Here is a 14,403-nt window from a genome sequence, read left to right on the forward strand (position 1 = left end):
CGGCTTTACGCTACGTAGTCGCGCAGGTAAGCGAAGCGCGGGCACAGCTGCCCGGCCGCGGCAATAGTGGCGCGGGCCAGCACGCCGGCCGGGTCGCCGTTCATAAGTGGCGGCAGCGCCTGGTCGAGCAGCTGGCGGCTGAAATCGCGGCTGGCATTGCGCGGCAGCTCGCAGGGCAGGTTATCGACGGCCATCAGGGTGATGTTTTCGGCGCGTGAATACGGCGGTTCCAGAGCCCCGGTGCTGGGGTTGCAGTCGAAAGCCGGCTCTTCGATAGTGCTGCTGCGCTTGGTGAGCGGAATAGAGCCGTTGACATCACAGGTTACGTCGGCAATAGTGTTCAGCTTAAAATCCGGCTGCCGGGTATCGGACTCCGAAAACAAGCGCGGCGCGGCCGGATGCCAGTACGCGCAGGCAATGAGCAGGTCGGTAACCGGGATGAACTTCGCAAACGCCGATTCGTAGGCTGCGGGCTCGTGGTGAAAGTTGGCCGTGTCCCACACCCGGCCGTCGCGGCGGCGGTTGTAGTCGGAGCTGCCCAGCTGGGTATACACCGGCTCGCTAAAATTGAGGTACAGGTAGTCGTACACGCTCACGCGCCGGATGCCCATGCGGCCCAGCACCTCCACCGCGCCCCGCCCCACGCGGCCCGTGCCGGTTACGGCAATCTTGATGGGCGGCAGGTGTTTTACCTTAAAAAACTCCTCCTGCATATCCTCCATATCAACGCATTGCCAGGCCGGCTTAAGCTGATATAGCCCGTGCTTGCGGCCGTAGGTAAGCAGGCCATTATACGCGCCCACAATGCCCGCCCAGTGCCCGAAAGCCACTACGCGCTCGCCGGCTGCGTTAGTTAGCAGCTCATAATCAATCAGGGTAATATGCTTGTTGAGAACAGCTTGCAGCAGCTCGCGGTTGCGGGGCTGCTTTTTGATAGTGTGCGAAAAGAAGAGGTAGGCTTTATTGGCAATCAGCTCCGATACGGGCACCTCTTTTACACCGAGCAATACCTCGCAGCCTGCCATATCCTCGCTGACCTCGATGCCCAGGTCGCGATACTCCTGGTCGGCGAAGGCGCGGTGCGGGCTGGGCTGCACCCGCACCCGCAGTCCGGGGTAGGTGTCTTGCAGCTCCACGCATTTTTTAGGGGTGAGCGCCACGCGGCGGTCGGGCGGCGTGCGGCCTTCGCGCAGCAGGCCAAGCAGGGTGGGAAAAGGCATAACATGGTTTGTCATTTGCAAGCGCAGCAATGACAGAATAGGTAGGTTTGGCTCAAAAGTACGCTCCCACCCCGACCAAACCGGGCTTACCTTTGTTAAGGAAAAAGTCGCATTCTTCTCCCCTCCCCCAGCCCACGTTTATGTCGTTTAGATTCAAGCCCGCCGACGTGTTTGAAACCCGCCACAACGCGCCCAGCCAAGCCGACCAGCAAGCCATGCTGCAAGCCGTTGGGGCCGAGTCAGTGGCCCAGCTCATCGCCGAAACGGTGCCGCCTGCCATTCGCCTCTCGAAAGGCCTGGCTCTGCCTCCGGCCCTGACCGAGCGCCAGTTTCTGAAGCGCTTCAAGCAGATTGCCGGCCAAAACAAGGTGTTCAAGAGCTATATCGGCCTGGGCTACCACGACACCACGCTGCCGCCGGTTATTCAGCGCAATATTCTGGAAAACCCGGGCTGGTACACGGCTTACACCCCCTACCAGGCCGAGATTGCCCAGGGCCGCCTCGAAGCGCTCATCAATTATCAGACCCTGATAATCAACCTCACCGGCCTGCCCATTGCTAACGCCAGCCTGCTCGACGAGGCCACGGCCGCCGCCGAGGCGCTGCACATGCTGCACTCGCAAACCAGAAAGAAGAATGCCAGCAAGTTTTTCGTGTCGGAGCAGGTGCTGCCCCAGACCATCGACGTGCTGCGCACCCGCGCCACCCCGCTGGGCATTGAGCTGGTAGTGGGCGACCACCGCACCGCCGACCTGAGCGACGAGGCGCTGTTTGGCGCCATCGTGCAGTATCCGGGGGCCAACGGGACGATTTTCGACTACCAGGAATTTATCGACACGGCGCACCAGCACGACCTGTTTGTGGTGATGGCCGCCGATTTGCTGGCCCTGACGCTCCTCACCTCGCCCGGCGAGCTGGGGGCCGATGTGTGCGTGGGCTCGTCGCAGCGCTTTGGCGTGCCCATGGGCTTTGGCGGTCCGCACGCGGGCTTCTTTTCGTGCAAAGACCAGTTTAAGCGCGTCATTCCGGGCCGTATTATCGGCCAGAGCGTGGATGCGGCCGGCAACAAAGCCTACCGCATGGCGCTGCAAACCCGCGAGCAGCACATCCGGCGCGAAAAAGCGACGAGTAACATCTGCACCGCGCAGGTGCTGCTGAGCGTGCTGGCCGGCATGTTTGCCGTGTACCACGGGCCGAAGGGCATCCGGCAGTTTGCCGTAAACACCCACCTCTTCACCCAGATTCTCGAAGCCGAGCTAAAAGGCCTGGGCGTAGAGCAGCTGAATGCCAACTACTTCGACACGCTGAGCCTGCGCCTCGAAAGCCACGAGCTGCAGCAAGCCCTGAAGACGGAGGCCGAGGCCGCCGGCCTCAACTTCCGCTACTACGAAGACACGCTGGTCGGCATCAGCCTGCACCAGAACGTGGAGTTTGACGACGTGCGCGACATCGTGGATGTATTTGCCAAAGTGCTCGGCAAAGAAGTAGCAACCTCCACCGCGCCCACCGTTGAAGCCGAGCTGACGCTGAGCTGGCCTACCAGCCTTCAGCGTACCAGCGAGTACCTGACGCACCCCGTCTTTAACTCGCACCACGCCGAGCATGAGATGCTGCGCTACATGAAGCACCTCGAAAACAAGGACCTGAGCCTCGCGCACAGCATGATTCCGCTGGGCTCGTGCACCATGAAGCTCAACGCCACGGCCGAGATGATACCCGTGACCTGGCCCGAAATCGGCCAGCTACATCCCTTTGCGCCGGCCGACCAGACCCTGGGCTACCAGCAGATTATCAAAGACCTGCAAGCCTGGCTGTGCGAGGTAACCGGCTTTGCGGCCGTTAGCCTCCAGCCCAACTCGGGGGCGCAGGGCGAATATGCCGGCCTGCTGGCCATCCGGGGCTACCACGAAGGCCGGGGCGATACGCACCGCACGGTGGCGCTCATTCCGGCTTCGGCCCACGGCACCAATCCGGCTTCGGCCGTTATGGCCGGCATGCAGGTAATAGTGGTGAAAAGCACCGAAGACGGCAACATCGACGTGGCCGACCTGCGCGCCAAGGCCGAGCAGTACGCCGACCGCCTCTCGTGCCTCATGGTGACGTACCCGAGCACGCACGGCGTGTATGAGGAAACGATTATCGAAATCTGCGCGCTCATTCACCAGCACGGCGGCCGCGTGTACATGGACGGTGCCAACATGAATGCCCAGGTGGGCCTCACCTCGCCCGCCGCCATCGGGGCCGATGTATGCCACCTGAATCTGCACAAAACGTTCTGCATTCCGCACGGCGGCGGCGGCCCCGGCGTGGGTCCCATCGGCGTGGTGGCCGACCTCATTCCCTACCTGCCCGGCCACGCCGTAGTGCCGGTGGAGGGCCGCAACCACGGGGCCGTATCGGCCGCGCCCTACGGCTCGGCCAGTATATTGCCAATTTCCTATGCTTACATCTCGATGATGGGCGGCGATGGCATTACGCGGGCTACCGAGCTGGCTATTCTGAACGCCAACTACATTAAGGCCCGCCTGGAGGAGCACTACCCGGTGCTGTACACCGGCCACCAGGGCCGCTGCGCCCACGAGATGATTCTGGACTGCCGCCACTTCAAGAAGGCGGGTATCGAGGTCGAAGACATTGCCAAGCGCCTGATGGACTACGGTTTCCACGCGCCCACGGTGAGCTTCCCGGTAGCCGGCACGCTCATGGTAGAGCCCACGGAGAGCGAGAGCAAGCAGGAGCTGGACCGCTTTTGCGAGGCCATGATTTCGATTCGCAAGGAAATTGCCGAAGTCGAGGCCGGCCGCGCCGACCAGAAGGAAAACGTGCTCAAGCACGCCCCCCACACGGCCGCCGTGGTGCTCACCGAGGCCTGGACGCGCCCCTACACCCGCGAGCAGGCCGTGTACCCGCTGCCCTACGTGCGCCTGGCCAAGTTCTGGCCCAGCGTGAGCCGCATCGACTCGGCCTACGGCGACCGCAACCTCATTTGCAGCTGCACGCCCATGGAAGAATACGCCGACGAAGCCGAGCAGCTGGTAGCTACCGACAAAGGCCCATCGTACTAAGCGCCGTAGCGTGGACTCTGCGAGTCCGCGCGTGGGAACGTTGTTTAATATTACCACGCGCGGACTCGCAGAGTCCAGGCTACCCAAAAAAACGCCCGGCTGAGCACGCGAAAGCGACTCGGCCGGGCGTTTGGCGTGTTGGGCGATTAGCTAACGCAGGTAGTCGGCTTGCCTACTTTTTTTGGAACATTGCCCCGCTCGCCCGCGTTAGCCTGATACTCCCACGCAAGGGTTTTATTTCTCTATTTTTTAGCATTATGAACCGCATCACTCGTTTTCTGGCCCGGCCGACTGCACTTGCGGCAACGGGCCTGGCGCTGGCCCTCGCACTGGGCTCCTGCGCTACTACCGCCAACGTGGGCGTGTCGAGCGACTTCGACCACGCTGTCAACTTCCGTAACTACCACACCTGGGCCTGGTACCCCAAGCAAACCAACGATACCGAAGGCGGCCCGGCCAAAGGCTACGAGTCGTTTACCGACCAGCGCATCCGCGATGCGGTGAGCAAAGACCTCACGGCCAAGGGCCTGACCGAAACAACGAGCAACCCCGATGTGTACGTAGCCTACAGCGTGCGCGTCGAGAACAAGCAGCAGGTATCGGGCTATCCGTATGGTGGCTACGGCTACCCCTACTACGGCTATGGTTACGGCGGCTTTGGCGGCTACCCCTACGGTGGGGGCGCCTATAACTACAAGGCCGGCACGGTCATCATCGACATCGTGGATGCCCGCCGCAAAGAGCTGGCGTGGCGCGGCACGGGCCAGGCCCAGCTCAACCAGAACAGCATCTCGGAGGAGGAAACCTACCGCATCGTCAACAGCGTGCTGAGCAACTATCCGCCCACCGATGTGCGCCGCCCGGCGGCCGTTCGCTAAGCAGTCAACCTGGCAAAAGCAAAGAAAGCCCCGTCGAATGACGGGGCTTTCTTTGCTTTTGCCAGGTTGACTACGGCCCGTTAAATCGGCACGTTGACGTGGCGCTCGGCGTGGTACGACGAGCGTACCAGCGGGCCGCTTTCGACGTACTTCAGGCCGCGCCGCAGGCCTTCTTCCTTGTATTGTGCAAATACTTCGGGGTGGATAAACTCGGCTACTTCGAGGTGGCGCTTGGTGGGCTGCAGGTACTGGCCCAGGGTAAGAATGTCGAGGCCATTGGCTACGAGGTCATCCATCGCCTGGTGTACTTCGTCGGCTTTCTCGCCCAGGCCCAGCATAATGCCCGACTTGGTGCGGTGCCCGGCCAGCTTGGTGCGCCGGATTTGCTCCAGCGAGCGGTCGTACTTGGCCTGGGGGCGCACCAGGCGGTAGAGGCTGCCCACAGTTTCCATGTTGTGCGAAATCACTTCCTGGCCGCCCGAAATCATCACGTCGAGGGCTTCCCAGTTGGCTTTCACATCGGGGATTAGCGTTTCGATGGTGGTTTCGGGGCTCAGCTGCTTGGTGAAGACGACAGTATCGCGCCACACGCTGGCCCCGCGGTCTTTCAGCTCGTCGCGGTTTACGGAGGTAAGCACGGCGTGCTTTACTTTCATAAGGGCAATGGCTTCGGCCACGCGCCGGGGCTCGTCGAGGTCGAGCTCGGTGGGGCGGCCCGTGGCCACGGCGCAAAACGAGCACGAGCGGGTGCACACATTACCCAGAATCATAAACGTGGCCGTGCCCGCGCCCCAGCACTCGCCCATATTGGGGCAGTTGCCCGACTCACATATCGTATGCAGCTTGTGCTCATCTACCAGCTTGCGCACGGCGGCGTAGTCGGGGCCAATGGGCAGCTTCACGCGCAGCCAGTCGGGCTTGCGCAGGCGGGCCGGCGCCACGGGCGCAATTGGTTCGGCCTGAATAATGGGCAGAGAGAGCAGCAGGGTATCCATACAGTAAAGTTAACTGGGAATTCAGGATGAAGCCGGTCAGGGAAGGGCAGGCCAGCCCTCACCAGCCTCAGTTGCGGTGCCCCAGGTACAGCGTCAGGTAAACGGAGGGGAAAAACTGGCTGTTGAGCGTGTTGGGGTCTACCAGCGGCGGCGTCAGAATAGTCATGCGCTGGGTAAAGCCTTCTAGCAGAAACCCCACCTCGGCTCCGGCCACCGCATCGCGGTAGCGCCCATACTCAAAGCTGAGGGCGCCCCGGATGTGTGCACCCGGCACAATCTTGGTTTGGCCAATGCCGCTGAAGAGCGGCGCCCGGTCGTATATCCAGCGGCCATTGTCGGCTTCGTGCTTCGCCGGGTCGTAGGGCTCATCGGTGAGCACATCATTTACGCCATAGCTGCCGTTGCGCTTCGCATCGTAGTCGTAGCTGATAACATAGGGCATGAGCAGCCCCAGCGAAGGCCCGGCGCTCAGCAGCCCGTTTACCTGCACCCCGGCATCGGCGGCCTTGCGAAACAGGATGCGCTGGATGCCCACCGAAGGCCGCAGCACAAAGGCGTAGTTGGCCTTGAAGCGCTTAAAGCTGCCGCCGGTTTCGCCATTGGTATAATTTTCTTCCTTGGGGTTTTTCAGCGATACGCCTTCCAGGCTCCAGAAGCGCAGCCAGCGCTCGTCGAGCACCCGGGCCACGCGCACACTCACGCCGCCAATAAGGCCGCCCTGGGTGTTAAAATTTATTCCGTATATAGTTTCTTTTGTATATGATTGCTCATCGGAGGGCATGGTTTGCGGAGCAGCCTCGATAGCAGGCCCCGTCGGTCGAGGCGTAGTAGTGGCCGGCGCCTGGGCGTGAGCCTGGCGAGCCCAGGCGGTACCGAGCGCCAGGCAAGCAGCGGCAATGACGTGCGTCTTGTTCATAGAGGAATCAAAAATACCTTGTCGGGCAGCTTTCGCCACCATGCGCTTTGCTAACGCTGCCGGGGTAGCTTTGTAGTATGAGCACGTCCCACACCACCGCTACCGCCCGCTACGAGGGCCACCTGCGCACCGAAGCTACGCATACTGCTTCGGGCACCGTTATCCAAACCGATGCCCCGGTTGATAACCACGGGCGCGGCGAAGCGTTTTCGCCGACCGACCTCGTGGGTACTGCCCTGGGCACCTGCATTCTGACGACGATGGCTATCGTGGCCGAGCGCCATCAGCTAAATCTGGTAGGTAGTTCGTTTAAGATGGAAAAAATTATGAGCCCTGAGCCGCCGCGCCGCATTGCGCAGCTCAATGTTGAGCTGCACCTGCCCGCTGCCCTCAGCCCCGCCGACCGCACCCTGATGGAGCGAACGGCGCACACCTGCCCGGTTGCCCTGAGCCTGAACCCGGAAATACGGCAAGAGGTTCGGTTTGTGTACGAGTAACTCGTTAATAGCTAACGGGTAAAGATGAATGATTCGTGATTTCCGCGCCTTGCCCGGCGTAGAAGTCCCGAATCATTTCTGCTTGCTTAGCCCGGCGCAACAAAGCCGGGGCCCCACCTCACTGGCCGGCACCTCAGCGCCGTGGCGCCCGAACTATACTTGCCGAGCGCCTTTGCCCCAACCACCGGGCAAAGCACCGGGGCTTTCAGCCGCTACTGCGCGGCCCGCCTGGCAGGCGGGCCGCGCTTTTTTGGGCCTTATCCCACTTGCTACGTGCGGCCAGCCGGGCATTTACTACGATTCCACTATTATCAGCTATCACAATCGTTTTCGCATTGGATTAGGGCATTTATTTAACCTACAATTAGTTGCAAGCAGGAGTTTCGCCTTACTTTTAGTCGTATCCCGGCTGGCTCCGAGCTTATGCGGGTGTTTGGTTTCGCTTTCTTCACCCCTATGAAACTCCCCCACGCCCTTCTCGGCCTGCTCTTACTCACGGGCAGCAGTACGCTGCCGGCGGTCCATTCGATGGTGCCGCTACCTGCCCGGCCCGCCGAATTTCCGTTTCAGAACCCCGACCTGCCTATCGACCAGCGGGTTGATGACCTGGTGGGCCGCCTCACGCTGCCCGAGAAGGTATCGCAGATGCTGAATAATTCACCGGCTATCGACCGGCTGGGCATTCCGGCCTACAACTGGTGGAACGAGGCGCTGCACGGCGTGGCCCGCACAAGTATGAAAACGACGGTGTTTCCGCAGGCCATCGGCATGGCGGCTACCTTCGACAAGGACGCGATGCTGACCATGGCAACTATCACTTCGGATGAGGCGCGGGCCGTGCACCAGGAATACGTGCGGCGCGGCGAGCGCGGTATCTACCAGGGCCTTACCTTCTGGACGCCCAACATCAATATCTTCCGCGACCCGCGCTGGGGCCGGGGCCAGGAAACCTACGGCGAAGACCCCTACCTGACCGGCCAGCTGGGTTCGGCACTGGTGAAGGGCTTTCAGGGTGACGACCCGAAGTACCTGAAAATCACGGCCTGCGCCAAGCACTTTGCCGTGCACAGCGGCCCCGAGCAGCTGCGCCACGTATTTGATGCCAAAATCAGCGACTACGACCTCTGGGACACGTACCTGCCTGCTTTTCGCGACCTGATTGTGGATGCCAGGGTGGCCGGCGTGATGTGCGCCTACAATGCCTACGCCGGGCAGCCGTGCTGCGGCAGCGACATCCTGATGAACAACATTTTATATAAGAAATGGCAGTTTAAGGGCTACGTCACCTCCGACTGCGACGGGCTCAACGACTTCTGGCAGCACCACAAGACCGACCCCGACGCGGCGACTGCCGCCGCCAACGCCGTGTTGCACGGCACTGATATTGAGTGCGCTACGGGAAAGTTATTCACCTATAACTCGCTGCTCGAATCGGTGCAGAAGAAGCTCATTACCGAGGAGCAGTTGAATGTATCGGTGAAGCGGCTCTACAAAATCAGGTTTCAGCTGGGTATGTTTGACCCGGTAGAGCGCGTCAGGTACGCCCAAATTCCGATGAGCGTGGTCGAGAGCGCGCCGCACCAGGCCCACGCCCTGAAAATGGCGCGTGAGTCGGTGGTGCTGCTCAAGAATGACAACCACACGCTGCCGCTACGCAAAGACCTGAAGAAAATAGCCGTGCTCGGCCCCAATGCCGACAACGAAAGCGTGCAGCTCGGCAACTATAACGGCTTCCCTACCCACCCCGTAACGCCGCTCGAAGGCATCCGCAACAAGTTGGGCCAGAACGCGATAGTAACGTACATCCAGGGCGTTGACTACGCCAGCAATACGGTGTATGAGCCGCTCGATATCAACAAGAATCTGGCTTATAACGGGCAGCCCGGCTTCCGGGCCGAATACTTTAAAAACCCCAACCTGGAAGGCCCGCCGGTGGCCACGCAGCAGGAAGCCGGCCTCGACCGCTACCTGGCCAACGTGAAAATGGAGATTGTGAAGGGCTTGCCTTCCGAGAATATCTCAGCGCGCTACCTCACCACGTTTACGCCCGAGAAAACCGAGCAGCTAGCCCTGCAAATAACCGGCGACGATGGCTACCGCTTGTTTATTGATGGCAGGCTGGTAATTGATGCCTGGAACGGGCGCGGGGTGTCGACCAACCAGTACGTGCTGCCCGTGACGGCCGGCAAGTCATTGGCTGTCAAGCTGGAGTACGTGCAGAACGTGAGCCGCAGCATCCTCAGGTTCACGGGCGCGCACGTGGTGCCGATGAACGCGGCCAACATCCTGGCCCAGGTAAAAGATGCCGATGCTATCGTGTTCGTGGGCGGCATCTCGCCCCGGCTCGAAGGCGAGGAAATGAAGGTAGATGTGCCCGGCTTCAGCGGCGGCGACCGCACGAGCATTGCGTTGCCCAGGGTGCAAACCGACCTGATGAGAGTATTGCATACCACGGGCAAGCCAGTAGTATTCGTCATGATGACCGGCAGCGCCATCGCCTGCCCCTGGGAAGCTGCCAACCTGCCGGCCATCGTTAATACCTGGTACGGCGGGCAGGCCGCCGGCACGGCCCTGGCCGACGTGCTGTTTGGCGACTACAACCCCGCTGGCCGCCTGCCGGTGACGTTTTACAAGTCGGAAAGCCAGCTGCCGGCCTTCGACAACTACAGCATGGAAGGCCGCACTTACCGCTATTTCAAGGGCGTGCCGCTCTACCCTTTCGGCTACGGCCTGAGCTACACATCGTTTAAATATAGTAAATTTACTATATTATCCAAACCCCAAACCGGCCAGCCCATCGCGCTAAGCGTGGAAGTGCAGAACGCCGGCCCGCGCGCCGGCGATGAGGTGGTGCAGCTGTACGTGCGGCACCCCGACGGCCAGGGCCGCACGGCGCTGCACGCGCTGGCCGGCTTTCGGCGCGTAAGCCTGGCTCCCGGCCAAACCCAGACGGTGCAGTTTACGCTGACGCCGCGGCAGCTTTCGCGCCTCGATGCTCAGGCCCGGCGCGTGGAGCTGGCCGAGCAGGTGCAGCTTTTTGTGGGCGGCGGCCAGCCGCTGGCCGCTGAGGCAGCTGCCGGCAAAGTGCTGAAAGCCAACCTGGCGCTGACGGGCCAGCGCGTGCTGATTGATTAATTAGAGGGGTTTTGGGGTTAGTGGACAGTTGGCAGTAGCGCGCGCTACTGCCAATCCCGCCTGTCATGCTGAGCTTGCGAAGCATCTTATCGCCGCAGAACGATTCGTTCAAACGTGATAAGATGCTTCGCAAGCTTAGCACAACAACCCCAGGGGTGCCAGGGCCTACAAACTACGCGCTAGCGTACTTGCTCGTCTTCAGCTCCTCGGCCAGGAAGCGGCTGGTGTGGCCTTTGCCGGCTTTGGCCACCTGCTCGGGTGTACCCTGGGCCACGATGGTGCCACCGCCCGCACCGCCTTCGGGGCCAATGTCGATGACGTGGTCGGCCACCTTGATGAGGTCGAGGTTGTGCTCGATGATGAGCACGGTGTTGCCCTTGTCGGCGAGCTTGTGCAGCACGTCGGCCAGGTGGCGAATATCCTCAAAGTGCAGGCCGGTGGTGGGCTCGTCGAGGATGTAGAAGGTCTTGCCGGTGTCCTTTTTACTCAGCTCGGTGGCCAGCTTCACGCGCTGGGCTTCGCCGCCCGAGAGCGTAGTAGCCTGCTGACCCAGTGTGAGATAGCCCAGCCCAACATCGGCCAATGTCTTGATTTTGCGCAGGATACGCGGCTGAAACTCAAAGAACTCTACCGCTTTTTCCACCGTCATATCGAGCACGTCGGTAATACTCTTGCCTTTAAAGCGCACTTCCAGCGTCTCGCGGTTGTAGCGGCGGCCCTTGCAGGTTTCGCAGGGCACGTGCACGTCGGGCAGGAAGTTCATCTCGATGGTGCGGATGCCCGCGCCTTCGCAGGTTTCGCAGCGCCCCCCGCGCACGTTGAACGAGAAGCGGCCCGGCCCGTAACCGCGAATTTTGGCCTCCGCCATCTCGGCAAACAGCTGCCGGATTTCGGTAAACACGCCGGTGTAAGTAGCGGGGTTCGAGCGCGGCGTGCGGCCGATGGGCGACTGGTCGACCTCAATCACCTTGTCAATCAGCTCCAGGCCTTCGAGGCTGCCGTAGGCAAGGGGCTCGCGGTGAGCATTGAAAAAGTGCTGATTCAGAATTGGATACAGCGTGTCGTGAATGAGCGACGATTTGCCCGAGCCCGACACGCCCGTGACGGCGATGAGCTTGCCGAGCGGAAATTTAGCCGTTACATTCTTGAGGTTGTGGCCTTTGGCACCTTTCAGCACCAGAAAATTGCCTTCGCCCTCGCGCTTCTTTTTGCGCAGCTCAATGTTGCGCTTGCCGCTCAGGTAGTCGGAGGTAAGCGAGCCGGAGTTGAAGATAGCTTCGGGCGTGCCCTCGGCCACGATGTGGCCGCCGTGGATGCCCGCGCCGGGGCCGATGTCGAGCACATGGTCGGCGTGCAGTATCATATCCTTGTCGTGCTCCACCACAATCACCGAGTTGCCGATGTCGCGCAGGTGCTGCAAGGCTTTGATTAAGCGCTCATTATCGCGCTGGTGCAGGCCGATGCTGGGCTCGTCCATGATGTAGAGCACCCCCACGAGCTGGGTACCAATCTGGGTAGCCAGCCGGATGCGCTGGCTCTCGCCCCCGCTGAGCGTCCGCACCGAGCGATGCAGGCTAAGGTAGTCCAACCCCACTTCCAGCAAAAAGCCGATGCGCTTGCGGATTTCCTTGAGCAGCTCGCGGGCAATGAGGTTCTGGCGCTCGCTCAGGCGGTCTTCCAGGCCCACGAACCAGGCCGCCAGCTCGTTGATATCCAGCACCGAAAGCTCGCCGATGTGCCGGTCGCCCAGCTTGAAGTGCAGGCTTTCCTTTTTGAGGCGGTAGCCCTCGCACACCGGGCAGGTCTGGGCCTGGGTGTACTGCTGAATCCACTCCCGGATGTTGTCCGACTCCGAGTCCATCTGCCGGCGCAGGAAGGGAATAATACCTTCGAACGGCTCAGTATAAACGGCCTTGGCATCATCGGCATCGTCTTGGCTGATGCCGTGCAACAGGCGCTTCAGCAGCTCCGCATCGAGCTTCTCGATGGGCGTGTTGAGGCTGGCCTTGTGCTTTTTGAGAATGAGCTGAAGCTGTTGAAATATCCAAATGTCACGATACTCCCCCAGCGGCGCGATGGCGCCCCGGCTGATGCTCAGCTTGGGGTCCGGAATAACGGTTTCTTCAGTTATCTGCTGCACCTCGCCCAGGCCGGCGCAGTGTGGGCACGCGCCGTAGGGCGAGTTGAAGCTGAACGTGTTAGGGGCCGGGTCGTCGTAGGCGATACCGGTTTCGGGGTCCATCAAAAAGCGTGAAAAAAACTGCGGCTTGCCCTTCTCGCCCTTCGCGTCGGGGTCGAGCACGAGCATGGTACCCTTGCCGTGCGTGAGCGCATTCTGCACCGAGCCGGAGAGGCGAAACCGGTCTTCTTCTTTCACCACCAGCCGGTCAATCACGATTTCAATATCGTGAATTTTATATCTGTCGACCTGCATCTTGGGTGTGATGTCGAGCAGTTCGCCATCGACGCGCACCTTGGTAAAGCCCAGCTTGGCAATCTTCTGAAAATCTTCGCGATAATGTCCTTTTCGGCCCTTCACTACCGGGGCCAGCACCACCAGCTTGCGGTTCTCAAAATGCCGCAGGATATAGTTGATAATCTGGTCATCGCTCTGCCTAATCATCTTCTTACCGGTGGCATAGCTGTAGGCTTCGGCAGTGCGGGCATACAGCAGGCGCAGGAAGTCGTATATCTCGGTAATGGTGCCGACCGTGGAGCGCGGGTTGCGCGAGGTCGTTTTTTGCTCAATGGAGATTACCGGCGACAAGCCTTCGATTTTATCAACATTCGGCCGCTCCAGCCCGCCCATGAAGGAGCGGGCGTAGGCCGAAAACGTCTCCATGTAGCGCCGCTGGCCTTCGGCATAAATAGTATCGAAGGCTAGGCTCGACTTGCCCGAACCCGATATACCCGTGAAAACCACCAGCTTACCCCGCGGAATACGTACCGACACGTTTTTGAGGTTGTGCTCACGCGCCCCATACACCTCAATGAACGGCGCTTCGGCCTCGGCACCCACCAGGGGGGCGCTGGCAGCAGGTGGCAAGGCGGCGGGCGTCTGATGCACCTCGGCCACGGCCAGGCCGGCGGGCGCGGGCAGTTGGCCCACGGGCAGGTTGTGCCGCAGGTCGGCCGCCTGCTTTTCAGCCACTTCTACTAGCTTATCTTCGGTAGCAGAGGTCAGGACTTGGGCCGCGTCGGCGGCCGGTTTAGCGGCTTTTTTAGGAGCGGCCTTAGGTTTTTTCGGAGCAGGGGCCACGGGAGCGGCAGCCGTTTTTTTAGCCATGCGGGCAAATCGGAGGAACAAGCAAAGGTACGCGAACGGCTAGCCGGGGGTGGCAGAAACCCGAAAGTTTCCTTCCCGCCCCCGAGTGGCAGGCCGATTGCTGCTAACAAGCTTAGGCGGTGTTTGGTGCGGCGCTTTTTCTCTTTCTTTATTGCGCCGCTGGCGCCAGCTCTTCCCGGACCGCCTGCTTCCTGCTTTTCCCTCACTTATGCGCTTTCCTTTTTGGCTTCGCCCGCCATCCTACTGGCTCGCTGGCGCAACTGCCAGCGCTGGCTTTTCAAGGCAAATCGGAGATTACGCTGGAGAGAGTCTCTAACCCTTCCAATGATAAGCACCGGGCGCAACTGCAACACAACAGCCTGCTTATCAAGCAGAATTGGAGTAGCTTATCGGCATCTGGCCGGAAGCTGG

8 protein-coding genes are annotated in these 14,403 nt (G+C 60.8%); 4 read left to right on the top strand and 4 right to left on the bottom strand.

What is annotated here, in order from left to right; all coding sequences use genetic code 11:
• Positions 1–5: 5 nt before the first annotated feature.
• The gene (locus F6X24_RS03410) at positions 6–1,220 is read right to left on the bottom strand and encodes an NAD(P)-dependent oxidoreductase (protein WP_151086604.1); all 1,215 of its coding nucleotides are present in this window, start codon (positions 1,218–1,220) and stop codon (positions 6–8) included.
• Between the two features lie 140 nt (positions 1,221–1,360).
• Between F6X24_RS03410 and gcvP the strand changes: the two genes are divergently transcribed.
• Positions 1,361–4,285, top strand: coding sequence for an aminomethyl-transferring glycine dehydrogenase (gcvP, locus tag F6X24_RS03415; RefSeq protein ID WP_151086606.1), 2,925 nt, complete (start codon positions 1,361–1,363; stop codon positions 4,283–4,285).
• A gap of 257 nt (positions 4,286–4,542) precedes the next feature.
• Positions 4,543–5,163 (top strand): DUF4136 domain-containing protein, encoded by a 621-nt coding sequence (locus tag F6X24_RS03420; protein ID WP_151086607.1) that lies wholly within the window; start codon positions 4,543–4,545, stop codon positions 5,161–5,163.
• 80 nt (positions 5,164–5,243) lie between these two features.
• Here F6X24_RS03420 and lipA read toward each other — a convergent pair whose 3' ends face one another.
• Both lipA and F6X24_RS03430 read right to left on the bottom strand, forming a co-directional pair.
• Entirely contained in the window at positions 5,244–6,146 is a 903-nt protein-coding gene (gene lipA / locus F6X24_RS03425) for a lipoyl synthase (RefSeq protein ID WP_394349942.1), read from the bottom strand.
• Positions 6,147–6,225: 79 nt separating this feature from the next.
• Positions 6,226–7,074 carry a hypothetical protein gene (locus F6X24_RS03430; protein WP_151086610.1) on the bottom strand — a complete coding sequence of 283 codons (849 nt, stop codon included), beginning with the start codon at positions 7,072–7,074 and terminating at the stop codon, positions 6,226–6,228.
• A 77-nt stretch (positions 7,075–7,151) separates the two neighbouring features.
• On the opposite strand from F6X24_RS03430, the gene F6X24_RS03435 reads away from it, so the two are divergent.
• Together F6X24_RS03435 and F6X24_RS03440 are read left to right on the top strand one after the other, a co-directional pair.
• A complete protein-coding gene (locus F6X24_RS03435; RefSeq protein ID WP_151086611.1) occupies positions 7,152–7,571 on the top strand; it encodes an OsmC family protein in 420 nt (139 codons plus the stop codon).
• Positions 7,572–8,027: 456 nt separating this feature from the next.
• Positions 8,028–10,706 carry a glycoside hydrolase family 3 C-terminal domain-containing protein gene (locus F6X24_RS03440; protein WP_151086613.1) on the top strand — a complete coding sequence of 893 codons (2,679 nt, stop codon included), beginning with the start codon at positions 8,028–8,030 and terminating at the stop codon, positions 10,704–10,706.
• 172 nt (positions 10,707–10,878) lie between these two features.
• On the opposite strand, the gene uvrA is transcribed toward F6X24_RS03440, so the two are convergent.
• Positions 10,879–13,992, bottom strand: a complete 3,114-nt coding sequence (gene uvrA, locus F6X24_RS03445) for an excinuclease ABC subunit UvrA (RefSeq protein WP_229725320.1) — start codon at positions 13,990–13,992, stop codon at positions 10,879–10,881.
• Positions 13,993–14,403: the final 411 nt, after the last annotated feature.

The organism is Hymenobacter baengnokdamensis (assembly GCF_008728635.1).
GTDB lineage: Bacteria > Bacteroidota > Bacteroidia > Cytophagales > Hymenobacteraceae > Hymenobacter > Hymenobacter baengnokdamensis.

Coding starts and splice junctions, on each gene's coding strand:
- F6X24_RS03435 (WP_151086611.1), top strand. CDS start 7,152: ATGAGCACGTCCCACACCACCGCTACCGCCCGCTACGAGGGCCACCTG.
- F6X24_RS03440 (WP_151086613.1), top strand. CDS start 8,028: ATGAAACTCCCCCACGCCCTTCTCGGCCTGCTCTTACTCACGGGCAGC.
- F6X24_RS03430 (WP_151086610.1), bottom strand. CDS start 7,074: ATGAACAAGACGCACGTCATTGCCGCTGCTTGCCTGGCGCTCGGTACC.
- F6X24_RS03420 (WP_151086607.1), top strand. CDS start 4,543: ATGAACCGCATCACTCGTTTTCTGGCCCGGCCGACTGCACTTGCGGCA.
- gcvP (WP_151086606.1), top strand. CDS start 1,361: ATGTCGTTTAGATTCAAGCCCGCCGACGTGTTTGAAACCCGCCACAAC.
- F6X24_RS03410 (WP_151086604.1), bottom strand. CDS start 1,220: ATGCCTTTTCCCACCCTGCTTGGCCTGCTGCGCGAAGGCCGCACGCCG.
- uvrA (WP_229725320.1), bottom strand. CDS start 13,992: ATGGCTAAAAAAACGGCTGCCGCTCCCGTGGCCCCTGCTCCGAAAAAA.